At 28.4% G+C, this 19,546-nt stretch carries 21 protein-coding genes and 1 riboswitch; of the genes, 12 read left to right on the top strand and 9 right to left on the bottom strand.

Going from position 1 to position 19,546, the window contains the following annotated elements:
- Positions 1-2: 2 nt before the first annotated feature.
- The 5 genes from B3B03_RS00560 (at position 3) to pdaA (ending at position 4,849) form a co-directional block, all read left to right on the top strand.
- A complete protein-coding gene (locus B3B03_RS00560) occupies positions 3-1,475 on the top strand; it encodes a HAMP domain-containing sensor histidine kinase (protein WP_346876216.1) in 1,473 nt (490 codons plus the stop codon).
- Positions 1,462-2,175, top strand: coding sequence for a hypothetical protein (locus tag B3B03_RS00555; protein WP_346876215.1), 714 nt, complete (start codon positions 1,462-1,464; stop codon positions 2,173-2,175). Before B3B03_RS00560 ends, B3B03_RS00555 begins: the two co-directional genes overlap by 14 nt.
- A 126-nt stretch (positions 2,176-2,301) precedes the next feature.
- The gene (locus tag B3B03_RS00550; protein ID WP_346876214.1) at positions 2,302-3,096 is read left to right on the top strand and encodes a M15 family metallopeptidase; all 795 of its coding nucleotides are present in this window, start codon (positions 2,302-2,304) and stop codon (positions 3,094-3,096) included.
- A gap of 21 nt (positions 3,097-3,117) precedes the next feature.
- Positions 3,118-3,897 (top strand): N-acetylmuramoyl-L-alanine amidase, encoded by a 780-nt coding sequence (locus B3B03_RS00545; protein ID WP_346876213.1) that lies wholly within the window; start codon positions 3,118-3,120, stop codon positions 3,895-3,897.
- Positions 3,898-3,967: 70 nt separating this feature from the next.
- On the top strand, positions 3,968-4,849 hold the full coding sequence (gene pdaA, locus B3B03_RS00540; RefSeq protein WP_346876212.1) for a delta-lactam-biosynthetic de-N-acetylase: 882 nt from the start codon (positions 3,968-3,970) through the stop codon (positions 4,847-4,849).
- A 150-nt stretch (positions 4,850-4,999) separates the two neighbouring features.
- Here the strand turns inward: pdaA and B3B03_RS00535 are convergent, their stop codons facing one another.
- Positions 5,000-5,494: a metallophosphoesterase gene (locus B3B03_RS00535; protein ID WP_346876211.1), complete on the bottom strand. Its 495-nt coding sequence runs from the start codon at positions 5,492-5,494 to the stop codon at positions 5,000-5,002.
- A gap of 239 nt (positions 5,495-5,733) precedes the next feature.
- Positions 5,734-5,940, bottom strand: a complete 207-nt coding sequence (locus B3B03_RS00530; RefSeq protein ID WP_150845516.1) for a DUF378 domain-containing protein — start codon at positions 5,938-5,940, stop codon at positions 5,734-5,736.
- Between the two features lie 213 nt (positions 5,941-6,153).
- Here B3B03_RS00530 and purB point away from each other — a divergent pair, with 213 nt between their 5' ends.
- Entirely contained in the window at positions 6,154-7,584 is a 1,431-nt protein-coding gene (purB, locus tag B3B03_RS00525) for an adenylosuccinate lyase (protein ID WP_346876210.1), read from the top strand.
- Positions 7,585-7,611: 27 nt separating this feature from the next.
- Here purB and B3B03_RS00520 read toward each other — a convergent pair whose 3' ends face one another.
- Complete coding sequence (locus tag B3B03_RS00520) at positions 7,612-8,298, bottom strand: type II CAAX endopeptidase family protein (RefSeq protein ID WP_346876209.1); 687 nt, start codon at positions 8,296-8,298, stop codon at positions 7,612-7,614.
- Between the two features lie 141 nt (positions 8,299-8,439).
- Positions 8,440-8,541, top strand: a riboswitch (TPP riboswitch).
- 94 nt (positions 8,542-8,635) lie between these two features.
- On the opposite strand from B3B03_RS00520, the gene thiW reads away from it, so the two are divergent.
- The 3 genes from thiW to B3B03_RS00505 all read left to right on the top strand — a co-directional run bounded on the left by thiW (position 8,636) and on the right by B3B03_RS00505 (position 11,112).
- Positions 8,636-9,139 carry an energy coupling factor transporter S component ThiW gene (gene thiW, locus B3B03_RS00515; RefSeq protein ID WP_346848156.1) on the top strand — a complete coding sequence of 168 codons (504 nt, stop codon included), beginning with the start codon at positions 8,636-8,638 and terminating at the stop codon, positions 9,137-9,139.
- A 49-nt stretch (positions 9,140-9,188) separates the two neighbouring features.
- On the top strand, positions 9,189-10,022 hold the full coding sequence (gene thiM, locus B3B03_RS00510) for a hydroxyethylthiazole kinase (RefSeq protein WP_346876208.1): 834 nt from the start codon (positions 9,189-9,191) through the stop codon (positions 10,020-10,022).
- A gap of 91 nt (positions 10,023-10,113) precedes the next feature.
- On the top strand, positions 10,114-11,112 hold the full coding sequence (locus B3B03_RS00505) for a tyrosine recombinase XerC (protein ID WP_346848154.1): 999 nt from the start codon (positions 10,114-10,116) through the stop codon (positions 11,110-11,112).
- 49 nt (positions 11,113-11,161) lie between these two features.
- On the opposite strand, the gene B3B03_RS00500 is transcribed toward B3B03_RS00505, so the two are convergent.
- Both B3B03_RS00500 and B3B03_RS00495 read right to left on the bottom strand, forming a co-directional pair.
- A complete protein-coding gene (locus tag B3B03_RS00500) occupies positions 11,162-12,763 on the bottom strand; it encodes an ABC-F family ATP-binding cassette domain-containing protein (RefSeq protein WP_346876207.1) in 1,602 nt (533 codons plus the stop codon).
- Positions 12,764-13,170: 407 nt separating this feature from the next.
- On the bottom strand, positions 13,171-13,590 hold the full coding sequence (locus B3B03_RS00495) for a hypothetical protein (protein WP_346848152.1): 420 nt from the start codon (positions 13,588-13,590) through the stop codon (positions 13,171-13,173).
- Positions 13,591-13,770: 180 nt separating this feature from the next.
- Here B3B03_RS00495 and B3B03_RS00490 point away from each other — a divergent pair, with 180 nt between their 5' ends.
- The 3 genes from B3B03_RS00490 to B3B03_RS00480 all read left to right on the top strand — a co-directional run bounded on the left by B3B03_RS00490 (position 13,771) and on the right by B3B03_RS00480 (position 15,356).
- Entirely contained in the window at positions 13,771-14,262 is a 492-nt protein-coding gene (locus B3B03_RS00490) for a YajQ family cyclic di-GMP-binding protein (protein WP_346876206.1), read from the top strand.
- A 217-nt stretch (positions 14,263-14,479) separates the two neighbouring features.
- Positions 14,480-14,728: an AbrB/MazE/SpoVT family DNA-binding domain-containing protein gene (locus tag B3B03_RS00485; RefSeq protein ID WP_035135880.1), complete on the top strand. Its 249-nt coding sequence runs from the start codon at positions 14,480-14,482 to the stop codon at positions 14,726-14,728.
- A gap of 184 nt (positions 14,729-14,912) precedes the next feature.
- Positions 14,913-15,356 (top strand): MarR family transcriptional regulator, encoded by a 444-nt coding sequence (locus tag B3B03_RS00480; protein ID WP_346876205.1) that lies wholly within the window; start codon positions 14,913-14,915, stop codon positions 15,354-15,356.
- 65 nt (positions 15,357-15,421) lie between these two features.
- Here the strand turns inward: B3B03_RS00480 and B3B03_RS00475 are convergent, their stop codons facing one another.
- From B3B03_RS00475 to B3B03_RS00460, 4 genes are all read right to left on the bottom strand, one after another.
- The gene (locus B3B03_RS00475) at positions 15,422-16,285 is read right to left on the bottom strand and encodes a hypothetical protein (RefSeq protein ID WP_346876204.1); all 864 of its coding nucleotides are present in this window, start codon (positions 16,283-16,285) and stop codon (positions 15,422-15,424) included.
- A gap of 443 nt (positions 16,286-16,728) precedes the next feature.
- On the bottom strand, positions 16,729-17,226 hold the full coding sequence (locus tag B3B03_RS00470; protein WP_414632827.1) for a peptidylprolyl isomerase: 498 nt from the start codon (positions 17,224-17,226) through the stop codon (positions 16,729-16,731).
- 327 nt (positions 17,227-17,553) lie between these two features.
- Positions 17,554-18,156, bottom strand: a complete 603-nt coding sequence (locus B3B03_RS00465) for a protein kinase (RefSeq protein WP_346876202.1) — start codon at positions 18,154-18,156, stop codon at positions 17,554-17,556.
- Between the two features lie 66 nt (positions 18,157-18,222).
- Positions 18,223-19,479 (bottom strand): DEAD/DEAH box helicase, encoded by a 1,257-nt coding sequence (locus tag B3B03_RS00460; protein ID WP_346876201.1) that lies wholly within the window; start codon positions 19,477-19,479, stop codon positions 18,223-18,225.
- Positions 19,480-19,546: the final 67 nt, after the last annotated feature.

Below are 19,546 nucleotides of genomic sequence, written 5' to 3'. Positions count from 1 at the left end.
CTTTGAAGATATTTTGGAAAATTTTTTTTGCAACTATCATAATATCTATTAGCTGTTTTAGTATTGGAAGCTATATTTTAATTAACAGCAATTTTAAGTCTTCACTAAAAAGAGAAATTGATACAACTTATATAGAAAATGATATTTTAAATTTTACTTTATCCCAAGAACTTGATGACATCAGTGAATCGTTTATTGAATTTTCAAATAGTAATAGTGATGAGGCAAATTACACTAAATCCCAATGGATAGCTCAAATTGCCCCTACAGTGAATATTGGTACTGTTCAAGGCAAGATGAATTTTCGAATAAGCAATGATAACGGTAAAGTTATTTATGAAAACTTGGAAGACAAGTTTGGTAATGAAATTATAAAAAAGCTTGATAAAAATACAAAAGCTCATGAAATCGTACATATAAATAATAAATACTACATACATGCTATAGTTCCAATGCAAACTTTGGAAGAAACCTTCTATGTACAAAATTTTACTGATATCTCTCACGTATTTGATAGTCTAAACAACCAATACAAAACCTTTATATATATAGTTATTATAATGATAGCTATAAGCGGAATGGTATCATTTTTTGTTTCATGGCTAATTTTAAAACCTATATATAGGTTATCAAAGGCAACTCAAGAAATTGCAATGGGGAATTTTGAACAAAGAGTATATACAAAATCTAAGGATGAAACCGGAGACCTTGCAGATAATTTTAATTTGATGGCAGAGAACTTAGATACAACAGTGAAAGAACTTAAAGATTTAAATGTTAGGCAGGAGTCATTTATAGGAAGCTTTGCCCATGAAACAAAAACTCCTTTAACATCTATGATTGGATATGCAGATATGCTTCGCTCAAAAAAATTGTCACAAGAAGAAATAATGCTTTCAGCTAATTATATCTTTGAGGAGGGTAAAAGAATTGAAGCTTTATCTATGAAGCTTTTAGATTTAATTATTTTAAAGAAGAGAGAATTTAAAATGTACTATATATCAACAGGTGAGTTTTTTGAAGAGATAAATGGAATTATGCATCCTTCCTTTAGAAAACATAATATAGAATTTTCACTTAATGTAGATAAAGAAAAAATATATATAGAGCCCGATTTCCTAAAGACGGTATTTATAAATCTAATAGACAATTCTGTTAAGGCTATTAATGCTGGACAGCATAATGAATGTGGTAGAATATCTTTATTAGGAAGAAGACAAGGTGAAGATTATATAGTTACTATAGAAGACAACGGTAAGGGCATGGAAGAAAGTGAACTATCAAGAATTACAGAGGCCTTTTATATGGTAGATAAATCAAGGGCAAGGAGTCAAGGTGGAGCTGGTCTTGGACTTGCAGTATGCGTAGAAATTATAAAACTTCATAATGGGGAAATTCTATTTCATAGTAAGCTAAATGAAGGAACTAAAGTTATAGTAAAGTTAAGGGGTGAAATACAATATGAGAAAAGATAAAATTAAATACGAAAATATTATAATTGGTATAATATTTTTCAGCATTATAGCAGCCTTTGCTTCTTTGCCTCTAATTTTATCTTACGTTCAACAGAACTACCTTGTAGGCAAAGTTGAGACTTCTGCTATAAATAGTGATAATAATATCAACAGTTCTGAAACATCTATTATTGATAAATTATCTATGGTATGTGGCTATGGAAATATGAATAAAGATATTATTCTAATTGATAAAAAACAACTATTTGAACCCAAAATGAACAATATAAGAATACCAGATTCAATAGTTAATGAAATTAAGAAGCTACAAGATAAAGAGATTTTTCCAAAGGTTAATTTAGATAATAACTTAAGGATTACAAATTTTTCTCTTAAAACATATATAGATTCAAAGAATTTAAAAACCAAAGTTAAAATCTGGGATATTAGCTTAAGTACTGATGAGTGTGACCTTAACATAATAATTGATGTAGAAACCAATATAATTTATGGATTTAGTATTTCGTCTTTTATGAATAATGGAGATATTAAATTAGTAACTAATCCTAATGAATTTGCTAATTATTTAGGTATCAAATGGTCGAGTGTGGAAAACTATGGATATTCTAATGATACAACTTATTCAATAGTAGAAAAACAAATATTTTATAGATATAGTGTATCAGATAGCTATATAGGATTTAATATAATAAATTATTAAAAAAACTATAATCATGATAAATATCATGATTATAGTTTTTTTACAAAGTATGCAACTTTGATGGAAAAATGATATAGTTTTTAAACATTCCTTTTATATTATAGATTCATAGAAGGAGTGATTTACATGAATAAAACATCTAAAGATAAAAGAGTATCAAGAAAGAGAAAGAGAAAAAGAAATTTAATTTTAATATATTGCATAGTTTTTTTCACATTTTCTACATTGGTTTTCAAAATTTCAAAAAATGCTGTTACTAAAGTACGGAAATCCGCTAGTATGTTAGCACTAGGAAATAAAACTCAATCCAATTTATCTAATCAAGAAAATTTAAAAGAAAAAAACAATCTATCTTCACAAGATAAAAAAGGTTGGAACTTAATTTTAGCAAATCCTTCAACCGTTTTACCAGAAGACTTTAGTGTAGATTTGGCACAACTTAGCAATGGCCACCAGATTAATAGTCGTGCATATAATGACTTACAAAATATGATGGATGATGCACGTAAGGAAGGCTTAGCTCCTATGATTTGCTCTTCTTATAGAACCATGGATTTTCAACAACAGATATTTAATCAAGAGGTTAGTAAATATATGGGACAAAATTATTCTCAAGAAGAAGCTAAAAAGAAGGCTGCTCAATGGATAGCAATACCAGGAACAAGTGAACACCAAACTGGACTTGCATTAGATATTGTTTCATCTAGTTATCAGTTACTAAATAAGGAACAGGAAAATACACCGGAGCAAAAGTGGTTAATAGAAAACTCTTATAAATATGGATTTATATTAAGATATCCCTCTGATAAAACTAATATTACTGGAATAGAGTATGAACCTTGGCATTATAGATATGTAGGAAAAGAAACAGCAAAAGAAATTACTGAAAGAGGAATTTGTCTAGAGGAATATTTAAAATAAAGATTGATTAGAGGTGTATTTATGGGAGAAAAAAATGTGAAAAGTGAATATACATATAAAGTTAATAGTAGTAAATATAAAAAGAATAGAAAGAAACGTAATTTTAAAGTCATAGGTATTATCCTAATAGTTTTTGTTGTCATTGGAATTAAACAGTTAAACATCTTCAAAAGTAATGCTATCACATTAGTCGGAAGGAAAGACACTAAAACACAAGAAGTCCTAAAGTATCCTGATAGACCTATAGTTTGTATTGATGCTGGTCATGGAGGTTATGACGTTGGAACTATGACAGACTCTAGTATATATGAAAAAGATATTACAATAAAGGTAGCCCTTGAAATCGGTAAAATATTAGAGGAAAATCAGATAAATGTTGTTTACACAAGAACCAGTGATGAAGTTCCATGGCCCAGTAATGAAAGTGATGATCTTCTTAAACGTATAGATATATCAAATTCAAAAAATGCCGATGTATTTGTATCTATACATTGTAATTCCTTTGAAGATTCAAGTGTTAAAGGTGTAGAAAGCTGGTGTAGATTTCCAAGTAGTGAAGGGGAATCCTTAGCAAAGAATATTCAAAATAAATTAGCAAGTGTTAACTATACTACAGATAGAAGAATAAAATATGAGTCTGACAGTGAAATTAAGGTAATTAGACTAAATAATGCTGTTTCCACATTAGTTGAGCTAGGATACTTAACTAATGACTCTGATACTGAATTTCTCTTGTCAACACAGGGACAAGCTAAGTGTGCAAAAGCCATCGCTGATGGAATTCTAGAGTATATTTCTTAAACTTTTATATTATATAAGTCTCTGTTTTGTTATGTGTTTATAAATTTATAAAGAAATGGTAGGTGATGAAATGAATAAGAAGGTAAACATAATAATTTTAATAGCTCTATTAATTATAGTATTTATTGGAATACTTGAGTATGAAATAAGTGAAAATGCATCAATAAAAAGTGATTATACAACTGAGGAAGAAATTAATCAAGAAACTACTACTGCTAATGAGAAAAAGGATTCTTTAAATAAAATAATTAATACCTCATCTTTAGATAATGAAAAAACAGCTTGGTGGTTTAATCCAAATAAAGATCATACAACACCTGGAATAAATGACAATTTAAATTATGACTTACATGAATATGATGCTCATTATGTTATGGATACAGATAGAAAAGTATTGCATTTAACTTTTGATGTAGGTTACGAAAATGGATATACTTCTCAAATATTAGATATTCTTAAAGTTAATGATGTAAAGGCAACGTTTTTTGCTACACTTCCTTATTTAAATGAGAATCCTAAAATCATTAAAAGGATGGTAGATGAAGGCCATAGGGTAGGAAATCATACAAGTAGTCATTTATCCATGCCATCCTTAGCTGATGATGAAAAAAAATTTATCGAAGAAATTAAGGATGTTGAAAATAAATTTAAAGACATTACTGGTAAGGATATTCCACCATATTTTAGACCACCTATGGGGGAATATTCCCAAAAGTCTTTAGCTATGACTAAAAATTTAGGATATAAGTCTATATTTTGGAGTTTTGCTTACGCTGATTGGGACCCTAATAATCAACCTAACCCAATAGAAGCAAAGAAAATAATTCTAAATGGACTCCATAATGGAGCAATATTACTTATTCATGCAGTATCTAAAACTAATACTGAAATACTGGATTCAGTTATAAAAGACGTCAAAAATCAAGGGTACGAGTTTGAATTATTATATTAATTTAACTCTTGATAATTAGTGAGATTTTCTTTATTTAATAAGTGAATAATCCATTAAAGAAAAACAGATAGAAAATATATTGTAAAAACACTATATTTTCTATCTGTTTTTCTGTTTATGGTATTTTAAAATAATCTCTTACTTATTATATTATAATTCTACAGCCTTTAATTCAGCAGTAACTATAACTCCCTCATCATCAATTTCTATAACGCCTATATATTTCCCCTTAGCCCATGGAGAAGGCTTAGGGATACTGCCAGGATTCATAAATATAGTATTTCTATATTCTTCTTTAAGGGGTATATGGGTATGACCAAAGAGTACCACATCAGCACCAATACTCTCTGCTTTTATAGCTATACTATTCATGGTACTTTTAACATTATACAAATCACCATGGGTAAAAAAAATTTTTACTCCATTAATAGTAATAGTATTTTCTTTAGGATATGTATTAGAAAAATCACAGTTTCCAGCCACTGCATATATTTCACCTTTGAAAGTTTTTTCTAAGAGTTTTACGTCTTCTATGCAATCTCCCAAATGAATAACTATATCAGATTTTAAATCATTTATATATTTTGAAGCTACTTTTAAAGCTCTTTCATTATGATGAGTATCACCAATAAAAGCAATTTTCATGTTATCCCTCCAATAAGTATATATTTCTGAAAATATTATACCATTATTCTTAGGTATGGAGGATAAATGAGTCTATTTAATTCTAATATTCCAATGACATATCCTCTGAAATCCCCATGAACAGTACAACTATTTAACTATTTCTATTTTTTCATAGTTTCATAGTTTCCTACATAAAAATAGAAATAGTTCCATATATAAATATTTACATATAGAACTATTTCTTAATATTAAAGATACTATTTTTTATTGAGACAATATAAAAATCTAATCATATTTATGCCTGCTAGTCCTACTAATATATATATTGCTCTAACTAGCATATCTGAAAAGCTAAAGATGAAATGAACAAGATCAAAATTGAAGAGTCCAAATATTCCCCAATTAATTGCGCCTATAATAACAAGTACAAATGATATTTTGTCTAATAAACTAATTTTGCACATAAAAACTTCCCCCCATTTTTATTATATTATGATATGTTTAAATCTATTAATATATTTTTATGTTTAATATATATGATATATTTGGGTAAAATAGAACAATGAGAATAACCTATTGTTATAAATAACACGAATTTTAAATAGACTTATGCTTATATAATATGCTATAATAGTGAATGATATTAGACAAAAAATCATTTTTGTACGGAGGTTACTATGAGAGATACATATAATTCACCATTAAATTCTAGATATGCATCTAAGGAAATGAGCTATATTTTTTCTGAGGAAATGAAATTTAAAACTTGGAGAAAACTTTGGGTTGCATTAGCTGAGGGAGAACAAGAATTAGGATTAAATATTACTGATGAACAAATAAAAGAGCTTAGAGACAATATTGAAAACATTGACTATGAATTAGCTACTGCTAGAGAAAAAGAGGTTAGACATGATGTAATGAGTCATGTGTATGCTTATGGGGTTGTAGCTCCATCTGCTAAAGGAATAATACATCTAGGAGCTACTAGCTGTTATGTAGGTGACAATACGGACCTACTTATTATGAGAGATGCTCTTATATTAATTAGAAAAAAAGTAATAAATGTGTTAGATCAACTAAGCAAGTTTGCTTTAAAATATAAAGACGTTCCAACTCTTGGATTTACACATCTTCAACCGGCTCAGCTTACAACTGTAGGAAAGAGAGCTACTCTTTGGATGCAAGAGTTATTAATGGATTTAGAAAACCTTGATTTTGCAATTGATAAAATGAAATTTAGAGGAGTTAAGGGAACAACAGGAACTCAAGCTAGCTTTATGTCTTTATTTAACAATGATGAAGAAAAAGTTAAAGAACTTGATAAAATTATATGTAAAAAAATGGGCTTTGAAAAAGCATATCCTGTTACTGGCCAAACTTACTCTAGAAAATTAGATTCTATAATATTAAATACATTATCTGAAGTAGCACAAAGTGCATACAAATTTAGTAATGATATGAGACTTCTTCAAAACATGAAGGAAATGGAAGAACCTTTTGAAAAGCATCAGATAGGATCTTCAGCTATGGCATATAAGAGAAATCCTATGAGAAGTGAAAGAATTAGTGCACTTTCAAGATATATAATTGTAAACTCTCTTAACCCGGCGATTACTGCTGCAACTCAATGGTTTGAAAGAACACTAGATGATTCTGCTAATAAACGTATATCCGTTGCAGAAGCTTTCTTAGCTCTTGATGGAGTACTTAACCTGTATATAAACATAACTTCTAATATGGTTGTATATGAAAAGGTAATAGCTGCCCATGTTAATAGTGAGTTACCATTTATGGCTACAGAAAATATTATGATGGAAGCTGTTAAGCGTGGAGGGGATAGACAAGAACTTCATGAAAAAATAAGAGTACATTCTTTAGCTGCTGCAAGACAAGTAAAAGAGTTTGGAGAAAAGAATGATTTAATAGAAAGAATATTAGCTGATGAATCCTTTGGATTATCAAAAGAAGAGATTCTATCTATAATAGATCCAAGTAAGTTTACTGGAAGATCTAGTGGGCAGGTAGTTGATTTTATAGAGGAATATATAAACCCTATATTAGAAGCTCATAAAAATGAATTAGGTGAAGAAGTAGAAATAAACGTATAATAAAATAAGCTGGAATGCTAATGCATTTCAGCTTATTTTTATGATGCCAAAGAGGATAAATCCCACAGTGTTTATAGCTAAATTGGCAGACATATGAACTATCCAAGAGACATAAATATTATTAAACCTTTCATTAAGGTAATTAAAAAGAAGTCCAGCTATAAATAGTGAAACTATAAGCAAAATGAACAGTGGGGGAGTAAACCAATTATTCATAATAGCCACATGATAAATTGCAAAGGCTAAAGCACTAAAAATATAAGCAGCTTTTCTTGAACTTACCTGTTTTAAAGATAAGAAGGAAAAACCACGGAAGAAAAACTCTTCCAAAAGGGAATTAACTGATGTAATATATAGTGCTACAAATAAAAAATTTTCTTTAGTTACTCCTAAATTATTCTCTAAATTAGTAGTGACCATAGAAAAATCAAAAAATGGACCTAGAATAAAATAAGCTCCTAGTATAAATCCATATACAACTATACCAAATATAAGTGCAAAAAATATGCTTTTTTTACTTCCTTTAAAAAGTGCTTTAAAGGAAATAGCTCTCTGTTTTATACATACAATTAAGGGCAATAGTAAAAAGATACATATTTTTATTAAAGACTTTGTAAAATAATTAGGTACAATTAAAATTTCCACTAAGGCCATAATAATACAACCTAATATTACTACTAAAATAATAGATAGAGTGACTTGTTTATTTTCCATAGATCATCCTCCTTGAAAATTTTACGTATATAGCTTTAAATAATGACTCAAGGCTTTAAAATAATTATAACATATTATTTTTCTAAAATAGCAAGCATATCCTTAATTGACTATAGTAATTCATTATGATAATATTTAGTTAACTTAATATTCGGGAGCTTGTGTACAGGCTGAGAGGGAGTGTAAACTTCGACCGTACCTGATTTGGATAATGCCAACGTAGGAAGTAGATTTATATAATTATAGGTATACCACTTAGTTGGTATGCCTTTTATTTTTGTTCATATAGGGGAGGGTAAGTAATTTAAAAATATTGATTTTGAGGGGATGATATGTAATGTTAAAAACAAAAAAACTAACTTTAGCTGGAATTTTCATTGCCATGGGAGTTATTTTATCTACAGTTATAGTTATACCAGTAGGAATTGCAAAATGTGCTCCAGTTCAGCATTTGATAAATGTTTTATCAGCTGTTATTTTAGGTCCTTTTTATGGAGTAGCTATAGCTTTCCTTACTTCCACAATTAGAGTGCTTATTGGTACAGGTACCTTCCTAGCTTTTCCTGGAAGTATGTGTGGAGCTCTTTTAGCTGGAATCCTATATAAATATAATAAAAAAATAACTATGGCATCCATAGGAGAAATCTTCGGTACAGGTGTAATAGGAGCTTTAATAGCCTATCCGGTAGCAAAGTTCATCCTATCAAAGGAAGCGGCTCTATGGGGCTTTGTGGTGCCATTTAGCATAAGCTCTATTGGTGGCACACTAATTGCTATACTATTTTTAATAGCTCTTAAAAAAACAGGAGTATTATATAAAGTTTCTAATAAAGGTAATTAGAGCTTAACATCTTAGTATTTTAAAATAGATCTTAGGGAGAGGATATAAAATGATTAAAGATATTTTAGATTCAGTAAGAAAAACCAACCCTCTTGTGCACAATATAACTAATTATGTGGCAGCTAATGATTGTGCTAATATAACCTTAGCTTGTGGTGGTTCTCCTATTATGTCAGATGATCCAGAGGAAGTAGAGGAGATAACCACCTTATGTAATGCTTTAGTAATGAATTTAGGTACTTTAAATCCAAGAAAGTTAGAAGCCATGATTAAGGCAGGGAGGAGAGCTAATAAATTAAAGCATCCTGTAATATTGGATCCTGTAGGTATTGGTGCATCATCCTTTAGACAACAGGCTGTAAGGGAACTTTTAAACACTGTAGATTTTCAAGTTATAAAAGGTAATATATCTGAAATAAAAACTATAGGAAAGAAAAAAACTATATGTAAGGGTGTAGATGCCAGTGAAATTGAGTCTATAACCGAAGATAATATAGAAGGTGCGATTACTCTAGCTATGGAGATTTCTAAGGATCTAGGGGCAATTATAGCCATTACAGGGGCTATAGATATAGTTGTAGATAAAGATTTAGTATATATTATTAGAAATGGACATCCATCTATGAGAAATGTTACTGGAACAGGATGTATGCTTTCATCAATCATAGGAGTTTTAGTCGGTGCTAATCCTCATAAAATCTTTGATTCAACGGTAACTGCTTTTTGTATTATGGGGGTATGTGGTGAACTTGCTTATAATAAAATAGTAGAAAAGTTTCAGGGAAGTGGATCTTTAAAAATACATTTGATTGATTCTGTGAGTAATGTAGATTATAAAATTTTAGAAGAAAAAATTAAAATAGAAAAGTTTTTTAAAAATTAAAGGATTTTTACCTCTCTTCATAGAATAATTAATGTCGTGAAATGTAAGTTTCGCGACATTATACTATAAAAATTAAAGGGGAATGGATTATATGGATTCTAAATTAAATTATATGCAAGATAATTCTCTACCAAAAATACTTAAGGATTATTTAAGTTACCTTTCTTCTGTTAAAGGTGTTTCTAGCAATACTTTAGTTGCCTACGCTTATGATCTAACTTTATTCTTTAAATTTCTTAAAGTACACAATAATGAAGTAACTTTATCACAGGATGTAATTTTTGAAAATATTCCTATTGATAACATCTCTTCTAATTATCTTAAAAATTTAGAATTGGTTGATTTTTACACCTATCTATCCTTTTTAGAGAATATGAGAGAAAATGGAACCTATGCAAAGGCAAGAAAAGTTGCCTCTCTAAAGTCCTTTTTTCACTATTTATGTTCTAAAGCTAAAATTATACCTACAGATCCTACTTTAGACTTAGAAAGTCCTAAAATAGGAAAGCGCTCCCCCATTTACTTAACTTTAGATGAAAGTAGAGACTTATTAGCTGTAGCTAATAATAGAGATAAAAATTCACCTAGGGATTTATGTATAATTACCCTATTTTTAAACTGTGGTGTGAGACTATCAGAGCTTTGCAGCATCAATATTGCCAATATTAAAGGTGATACCCTTACTGTCATTGGTAAAGGAAATAAAGAAAGGACTATTTATCTTAATAAAGCATCAATTAAAGCTATAAATAAGTATCTTGTTGTAAGAAATGATATTGCAGATAAAGTTCATAGTGAGGATAGAGAGGCTCTATTCATAAGTGGAAAGTATAGAAGAATTAATAAGCGCACTGTAGAAAGAATAATAAAAAAATATGTAGGTGCAGCAGGTCTTGATACTGATAAATACACACCTCATAAATTAAGGCATACCTCTGCAACATTACTTCATAAACATGGTGGTGTAGATGTTAAAACTCTCCAAGAGATATTAGGTCATGAAAATGTAAGTACTACTCAAATATATGTTCATGTTGATGATGAAACCCTAAGAGAGGCTATTAACACTCACCCCTTAGGGGATGAATAATAAAGAAGGATAGCAGCTATCAAATCTATGGCTGCTATCCTTCTTTTTATTATTTTTTATATTTTATATCTCTCAATTCAGATATACGTCTGCTCGTATTCAAAAATTCTTTTTCATAATTTAACTTAGCATCCTTTTCTAATGAAGGATCATCTAGTAAACCACTTAGTTGAGAAAGTCGACACTGAAGCATTAATATTTCATCTTTATTAACCTTTAATTTACTATTACTAGTCTTATTACAAGTGAAAAACTCAATTATCTCAGTATGATTTCCAGTAAAATTAATAATTTTGTTATTTTCTATTTTTAGAATTCTATTACATACTGTAGAAATTAAATGTCTATCATGGGAAACTACCAAAGCTGTTCCAGAATAACTTTTTAAAAGCAAACTTACACTTTCTTTAGATAAGATATCCATATAATTAGTTGGCTCATCAAGAATTATTAAATCAGGATTTTCAATGATTATTTTAGTAAATATTACTCTGCATTTTTCGCCCATACTTAAGTTTTTAATTAATGTATTTACTCTATCCCCTTTTATAAATACACTTCCTAAATATAACCGAATTATATTTTCAGTTTCATTGGTGGTTAATAAATAGTCTAATATAGTTATTTCTTCATTTACTACTTCTAGATATTGAGATAAACTGCTAATCTTCATATTTGGATTTAAATAAACATCACCAATGTAATTCTTATCTTCACCTAGAAGAATATTTAGTAATGTAGTCTTCCCACTACCATTATTACCAATGATTCCGACTTTATCTCCACCATTTATAGTAAAGTTTCCATCTTTAAATAATAATTTCTTATCGAAGGATTTACTAAGATTTTCAACTCTTATGGCTGTTTTAAAACTATTATTATTATTAAGTGTAAGTTTAATTGAAGAATTATCCTTTATTCTTTCAACTCCATTTTCTTTTAATTTTTCTAACTTTTTTTCTTTTGATCTCATTATAGAAACATGCTTTTTACTTAATGCTCTTAAGTGGTCATTAGTACCCGCCATTTTGTGTGCTTTGTTAAACCATTGTTTTCTTTGACTGATATTTTCTTTCAAATCCCTTATTTCCTGTTGTTGTTTGTTATATAAATTTTCATTGGTTATCTTTTCCATTAATAGCTGTTTTTCATAGGAAGAATAATTACCTTCATAGGTTTTTATTCCGTTATTACTTAAAACGAAGGTCTTATTTGTAACTTCATCCAAGAAAAACCTATCATGACTTATTATAATCATAGGTTTGTTTATAGAATTTATAAGCCTTTCTAACCATTGAACACCACTTAAATCTAAATGATTTGTAGGCTCATCTAGTATAAACAAATCATAGTTACTATGAAATATATTAAGAATTTCTTTTTTAGTAGCTTCACCACCACTTAAAAAAGTATTATTATTATATAAGTTTTCATCTATAATTCCGATAAGAATATTTGAAGGAATATAATTGATACTTCCTTCATCGTAGGAAATCTCCTTAGTTATTATTTGTTTTAAGGTGCTTTTACCTACGCCATTTTCTCCTACCAGACCTATCTTTAAATTATCTCCTATTTCAAAACTTATATTATTTAAAATTGTGCGATTTTGAAAGGATTTAGAAATATTTTTTATAATTATCTTACCCATTTATAACACTCCTTTTAATAAAGTCTATCAAAAGGCAATGGTGGTACTTCAATTTTAAGAAACAAAAAAGGTTTTAATCACAATAAGCAATTAAAACCAAACTTACAACTCTATTATTAATTCATATAATATAAACTGGTTAAGGGTAAATAGAAACTATTAAAATAAATTAATTATAGTAAACTATAGTTACATACCTTCACCTATCAAAACATTATTATATGATTAGAATTAAAAGAATAGATTACCACTGCCTAATTAATTGCACAACAAAAAACATAAAACTACATTTAAATTGTAATAAGTATTTATTTTGTTATGCTTATAAAATTAATTAAGAATAGTAATGCTCATTCTTTTGTACCTCCATAGTAAAATATTATATCATATATAATAGTTTTGTGTAGCTATCTTTTATTATTTAATACATATAAACCTGGATATTCTTCATGTAGCAGCCCATCTGTACCCGTTTCTTCCATAAGTTCATCCATGCCTTCTACATCAGATATATAATCCCAATTAGATTCATCATCGAGAGCATCTATATATGGTATTTCATCTTCTTCTAATGGTACTACATCTTCTTGAAAGCTATCCTCTTCTTCAATTGTATCAAAATCACTAAAGTCTTCCAAATCGATTTTGATTTCTTCTTCTTTATTCTTTTCAAATACCTCATCTATTTTTACAGCCTTAACATCATATCCTTCAATCTCTAGACATTTACCACAGTTATCACAGATCTTATCTCTATTGTATTCACATACATTGCACTCTCCACAATCATTACATACTTTCTTTTCATCAAAAATACAGTATTTCATTATCATCACTTCCTGTTTTATCTTTATTAAATCATTAGACTATTTTAACAAAACTATTGAAAAACATCAACTAAAAATAAATCTAAATTTTTTAAAATTTATATAGACATTTTTAAATATATAAATTATTATATATTTATATGTTTTTTACATATAGATTATTTTAAGGAGGTTCTAAGTATGGCAAGTTCATATTCCTTTGATGTGGTTTCTGAAATTAATATGCAAGAAGTTGATAATGCTATTAATCAAGCCCTAAAGGAAATTAAACAAAGATATGACTTTAAAGCTACTAAGACAGAAATAACTTTACTAAAAGATGAAGTTAAGCTCATATCTGATGATGAGTTTAAGTTAGATACTGTAATCGACATACTCAAGGGGAAATTTATTAAAAGAGGTGTCTCTTCCAAAGCTCTTGAAGTTGGTAAAATTGATTCAGGTTCTCTAGGTACAGCTAAAGTTACTTGTAAATTAATAAAAGGTATCTCTACTGAGAAAGCTAAAGCTATGGTGGCAGATATTAAAGCTAGTAAAATAAAAGTTCAGCCTCAAATAATGGATGATCAGTTAAGGATATCTGGAAAGAATAAGGATGATTTACAAGAAACAATGCAGCTATTAAAATCTAAAGACTATGGTATAGATGTACAATTCACTAACTATAGGTAAGGTTTATATTTGTAAAATATGACAAATGCAAAAAATCTCTGTTAAAATTTAAAAGAATAAGTTATAATAGATATATATTAACTATTAATGTATAATTTAATGGGAATTGGATAATTTAATAATGTATACAAATTACAATAATTATATATAATAGTTATATATAATCCCACTTATACTTATGAAAAAATAAATAACAAACATTTAGGAGGAAAATATTATGAAATCAACAGGTATAGTAAGAAAAGTAGACGAATTAGGAAGAATAGTAATTCCGATAGAGTTAAGAAGAACTTTAGACATCGAGATAAAAGATGCTTTAGAAATTTATGTAGATAGAGATCAAATCATATTAAAAAAATATGAGCCAGCATGTTTATTCTGTGGTAATGCTAGAGACGTTAAAAACTACAAAGGTAAAAATATTTGTGAAGAATGTCTTGATAGTATTGCTAAAATGCAAGAATAATAAATTCTTACATAATTAATTTAAAATACAAAAACAGCATTTTGATTTCAATTCAAGATGCTGTTTTTTATTGAATTTTATCATTGAACTGTAATTAATTGACTATATTCGAAAAAAAGTGTATAATAATACAGAAGTATAATAAACTTTAATGTTTTTTATAATATAATTTAGGAGTGATTTTTTGAAAATTTATGAAGATCCACAAATAGAAAAGATAGAGAAACTATTAAGAAGAGTATGCTTTTATATAAAGAAAAAAGGAAGAACTATATTAGAAGATTATGATATTACTCCTGCACAATTTGAAGCTTTACAAATTATAGTAAATCATAAAGAAGTAACCATTAGTGAACTTAGCAATAAACTATATCAAGCCCCTAGCACCATCACTGATTTAGTTGATAGAATGGAAAGTAAGGATCTTGTTAAGAGAGTTAGAGATTCAAAAGATAGACGAATAGTTAGAATAGAAGGTTTAGAAAAGGGACATAACATATTAGAAGCAGTAATTATGGAAAGATGTAAATTTCTCGATTATTCCTTAGAAAACGTTTCTAATGAAGACAAGGATAGTTTTACTGAATATTTAGATATACTAGAACATGCTTATACAGAAGGTAAATAACAAAAATGCTGGAGCCTAATTTTAAAATTAGAAATACTTCAGCATTTTTTATACTATTTTTTATATTATTTATTGTTGTTTATATCGTCTCTTATTTTTAGTAGTAATTGTTCTTTATCATCCATCAATTTAGAAATTTTATCATCATAATGAGATTTCATAGACCAAATTTCTTTTCTGTACTCTTCCTCTTTTTGCAACACTTCTTTTTGCATAGAAATCCTTATTTCATCATCTTTTAATCTTAATTCTCTGCTAAACTCCTCTGAAATCTGGTTAATCTTATTTTCATAAGAACTCTTCATATCCTGAATTTCATCTTCTAATGCAATACTATGATTTAATTCCTCATTTAATTTATTAGTAAGGCTTTCCTTTTCTCTCTCTAGGTTTTTTAAATTCTCTTCCATATTTCGGTTTATTGCTCTTAAACTTTCTGCTTCATTTTTATAGGCATTTAACTCATTTACCTTATCCTTTAACATGAGGTTTAACTCTTTATATCCCTTGATATCTTCTCTCTCTTTTTCTAAAAGTTCTTTATATTCCTTTAACGAATCCTTCAGTTCTTTATTATGAGACTTTAAATCTTCTAGTTCTTTTTTTAAACTTTCTATATTCCCCTTTAATTTTTCACTTCTATTAGTCTCTTCCTCTAAAGTTCCTTTAAAACTATTAATAACTTCGGAGTTCTTAACCTTGCTCTTTTCTATCATATTTATATATATATCTAAAATTCTTTTTGTTATGCTCTGTAACTCTTCTACATCGCTTTTAATAAAGTCTGTACTCGTTGAAGCTTTGTTTAATTCGTAGTTCCTTATTATAAGATCCATGAATTCTTTATTATTTATCCCCTCTACCTCAGCTAAACTTTGAAATTTTTCTTTTAGTTCCTCGCTTATCCTTACACTTAAAATTGAATCCATTAATTACACATCCTTAAAATTTATAAAATTACACCTTGATTTAAGTATACATAATTTTACCCTTGTAAACAAGCATTTTATCCATGTTTACAATACGTATACATTATGTAAATATGTTTTTATCGCAAATCAATATAGTAACCATTCAATANNTATTGAATGGTTACTATATTGAAATAATTAAGTAGTAATAAAAGAGGAAGTAGATAAAAAATGTGTATACGTAGGAAAATTAAACACTTCAAAAAGAGGTAGCAGTGTATTTATCCAATGAGAACAACGAGCAGCTACGTTTTCTCCTAAAAGACAACCACTTCTTAGTATTAAAAATACTGATACTAAGAAGTCTATTAGTAAGCTTCAGTTCGAAAAGCTCTCTGAAGCAAAGAACTCAGTTTATAAAAAAATAAACCTAGCCATAACACAGCTAGGTTTATTTAAAATTATTTTGTATATTTTACAGGTTCATTATAAGTAACTCCAAAGGTATCTACTGAAATGGATTTAATTTTTATATCCTTCTTAGGTCTATCATCACTGCCAGTTTCTACTTTAGCTATAGAGTCTACAACATCCATACCTTCTATAACCTTACCAAAGGCTGCATAGTCTCCATCTAAACTAGGTGTATCACCATGCATTATAAAAAATTGAGATCCAGCAGAATTCTTATCATTTGATCTAGCCATAGATATAACACCCTTAGTATGTAAAAGAGTATTTTCAAACTGGTTATTTGTAAATTCACCATATATGGAGTAGTCAGGTCCACCCATTCCAGTTCCTTCAGGATCTCCACCTTGAATCATAAAGCCTGAAATTACTCTATGAAATATTAGACCATCATAAAATTTACTATTAGCAAGACTTATAAAGTTTCTAACGGTATTTGGTGCTATTTCGGGATAAAGCTCCATCTTTATAATTTTTCCATCTTCCATTTCTATGGTAGCCACTGGATTTTTATCCCCTTCCTTCTTCTCCGTTTCCTTTGAAAGATATATTTCTTTATTATCATTACTTCCAGTATTAGCTTCATCTTTACTAGTCTTATTAGAGGTACTGCATCCTATTAATGCAAGGGAGAGTATTGCTGTAATAATCAAAGTTCCTAATGTACTTTTTTTCATTTGAAACGTCTCCTTTCATATGTTTATATGTTTTTACTAGATAAGTTTACCATTGTATCTTTTAAAATAAAACCTATAATTAGTTAATTTTTGATTAAAATTATCCAATTAAACACAAAAGCTCTAAGACTGTCATTCTTAGAGCTTTTTATCTTTCTCAGCTAATTTTTTTAGATATTCTTTAAATTGACTTCTCCAAGATTCGTATAGATTCCTATCTATTCTTTGTAGATAATAGAAAAATTCACCTATACTATCTCTCTTTAGTATACCTCTCATCAGATGCCGTGGAAAAGGCATCTCCCTATCAAAGTTATCCTTTGGATCTATAACTTTGATAGAAAAGTCCTCTTGTACATAGAGATCCTTGCAACGTATATCTAACTTTTTATAACCAAGTTCTTTAAAATCATTTATTAAATCTACTAGGCTTCTTACTAGTTTCTGATTTAGAGGGTTATGATTTAGATACTTATCAAGTCTTATCCCATCTACAAACTCTCTTACAATAAAAAAATCTCCATAGTCAAAAACCTTAGGAAAGGATGGATGATGCATAGATGATTTAAGAATTATATACTCTGTTTCGCAAACTTTTTTATCATTAAATATTTTTATAATTCTCTCATTATCAATTCTATATACCACTCCATTATTGCCCTTTCCTAGGAATTTAGAACTCCTTATAATGTTCTCCACTTCATCACTTAAGTAAATTGCATTTGTAAAATGTCTAGACATAATTCCTCCCTAGATAGAACTCTATTAGATTATATGCATAAGATATACTTTATATTATCCTTATACCTATCTTTTATCTCTTTTGTCTTTTTTAGCAGTATTCTTCCTAAGTTTTGATGATTTCTCAGATGGTTTTGACCTTTTATCTGAAGGTGCATTACTCTTCTTATAGTTTTTAACCACAACAGCTACATCTTCAATATTTCCGTGAGATATAGTCTTCTCAGTAAGATTAAAATTCAGTTTTTTACTATAAGCTTTCAATTGCGCTATCTCCTTAGGTGAAATAATAGATATAACAGTACCGCTTTTATCTCCACGAGCTGTTCTACCACTTCTATGAACATAAGTATTTATATCTTCTGGTAAGTCTACATTGAATATATGAGTAACGTCCTCTATATCCAATCCCCTTGCAGATAAGTCTGAAGATACCAAAAGGTTTATACGCTCTGATTTAAAGTCTAACATGGTTTTTTGTCTTTGATTTTTAACAAAACTGCCATGTATTCCATCCACCTTTAGTCCATGGTATTTTAGCTTAGTAGTTAATATTTCTATTTCATCACTTTTATTAATAAAGGCAATAGCCTTTCTAGGATTTATACTTGCCATTAATTTTCTAAGAATAAGTATCTTATCCCGCCTATCACAAACTATATATAAATTGTTTATGTTAGGATTTATAGTTGAATCATCATTACACTTTATGATTTTAGGGTATTTCATTAAGCTTTCCCCTATACTTAAAGCTTCCTCTGTTAAAGTAGCAGAAGTCATTACTAATTGTCTATCTCTAAGTGTAGTTTTTATAACATCCTTAACTATATTTAAATTATTTTTGTCTAAAAGTTTATCACACTCATCAATTACTATAGTTTTAACTGTATGAGCACTTATTTTTTTCATTTTTATTAGCTCTAGTATCCTTCCTGGAGAACCTATTACAAATTGAGGTTTTTCCTTTAGTTTTTCAACCTGTCTTTTTATATTTACATCCCCCATGATAACCGTAGACTTTATATTCAAAGAAGATTTATCTCCCAAAGTACTTAAAACTTCATTTACTTGAAGAGCTAATTCATGGGTAGGAACTAAGACTATAAATTGATTTTCTCTTTTTTCATAATCAATTCTCTCAATTAGTGGTAGCAAATAAGCCAAGGTTTTACCACTGCCTGTTTCACTTTGCATTATCACATCCATATTTTCTGATATTTTAGGAATTGATAATTCTTGTATTAGAGTTGGCTTTGTTATTTTTAATTCCTCCAATACCTTTATTATTTCCGCATTTATATTTAATTCTAAAAAATTTTCCATTTTTTCATCTCCAGTTTTTATTTAAATTTACTACAATAATTTTCCTATATGAGAACAAAGGTTTGAT

This window comes from Clostridium sp. UBA5712, from assembly GCF_002419845.1.
Classification (GTDB): domain Bacteria; phylum Bacillota; class Clostridia; order Clostridiales; family Clostridiaceae; genus Clostridium_J; species Clostridium_J sulfidigenes.
This window is presented reverse-complemented; position numbering and strand designations above follow the sequence as displayed.

Excerpts from the sequence above, each read along its gene's own strand:
- thiM (WP_346876208.1), top strand. The coding sequence starts at position 9,189 with ATGATTAAAGATATTTTAGATTCAGTAAGAAAAACCAACCCTCTTGTG.
- B3B03_RS00520 (WP_346876209.1), bottom strand. The coding sequence starts at position 8,298 with ATGGAAAATAAACAAGTCACTCTATCTATTATTTTAGTAGTAATATTA.
- purB (WP_346876210.1), top strand. The coding sequence starts at position 6,154 with ATGAGAGATACATATAATTCACCATTAAATTCTAGATATGCATCTAAG.
- B3B03_RS00500 (WP_346876207.1), bottom strand. The coding sequence starts at position 12,763 with ATGGGTAAGATAATTATAAAAAATATTTCTAAATCCTTTCAAAATCGC.
- thiW (WP_346848156.1), top strand. The coding sequence starts at position 8,636 with ATGTTAAAAACAAAAAAACTAACTTTAGCTGGAATTTTCATTGCCATG.
- pdaA (WP_346876212.1), top strand. The coding sequence starts at position 3,968 with ATGAATAAGAAGGTAAACATAATAATTTTAATAGCTCTATTAATTATA.
- B3B03_RS00465 (WP_346876202.1), bottom strand. The coding sequence starts at position 18,156 with ATGTCTAGACATTTTACAAATGCAATTTACTTAAGTGATGAAGTGGAG.
- B3B03_RS00475 (WP_346876204.1), bottom strand. The coding sequence starts at position 16,285 with ATGGATTCAATTTTAAGTGTAAGGATAAGCGAGGAACTAAAAGAAAAA.
- B3B03_RS00460 (WP_346876201.1), bottom strand. The coding sequence starts at position 19,479 with ATGGAAAATTTTTTAGAATTAAATATAAATGCGGAAATAATAAAGGTA.
- B3B03_RS00530 (WP_150845516.1), bottom strand. The coding sequence starts at position 5,940 with ATGTGCAAAATTAGTTTATTAGACAAAATATCATTTGTACTTGTTATT.
- B3B03_RS00555 (WP_346876215.1), top strand. The coding sequence starts at position 1,462 with ATGAGAAAAGATAAAATTAAATACGAAAATATTATAATTGGTATAATA.
- B3B03_RS00490 (WP_346876206.1), top strand. The coding sequence starts at position 13,771 with ATGGCAAGTTCATATTCCTTTGATGTGGTTTCTGAAATTAATATGCAA.
- B3B03_RS00550 (WP_346876214.1), top strand. The coding sequence starts at position 2,302 with ATGAATAAAACATCTAAAGATAAAAGAGTATCAAGAAAGAGAAAGAGA.
- B3B03_RS00535 (WP_346876211.1), bottom strand. The coding sequence starts at position 5,494 with ATGAAAATTGCTTTTATTGGTGATACTCATCATAATGAAAGAGCTTTA.
- B3B03_RS00545 (WP_346876213.1), top strand. The coding sequence starts at position 3,118 with ATGGGAGAAAAAAATGTGAAAAGTGAATATACATATAAAGTTAATAGT.
- B3B03_RS00505 (WP_346848154.1), top strand. The coding sequence starts at position 10,114 with ATGGATTCTAAATTAAATTATATGCAAGATAATTCTCTACCAAAAATA.
- B3B03_RS00495 (WP_346848152.1), bottom strand. The coding sequence starts at position 13,590 with ATGAAATACTGTATTTTTGATGAAAAGAAAGTATGTAATGATTGTGGA.
- B3B03_RS00470 (WP_414632827.1), bottom strand. The coding sequence starts at position 17,226 with ATGGAAGATGGAAAAATTATAAAGATGGAGCTTTATCCCGAAATAGCA.
- B3B03_RS00485 (WP_035135880.1), top strand. The coding sequence starts at position 14,480 with ATGAAATCAACAGGTATAGTAAGAAAAGTAGACGAATTAGGAAGAATA.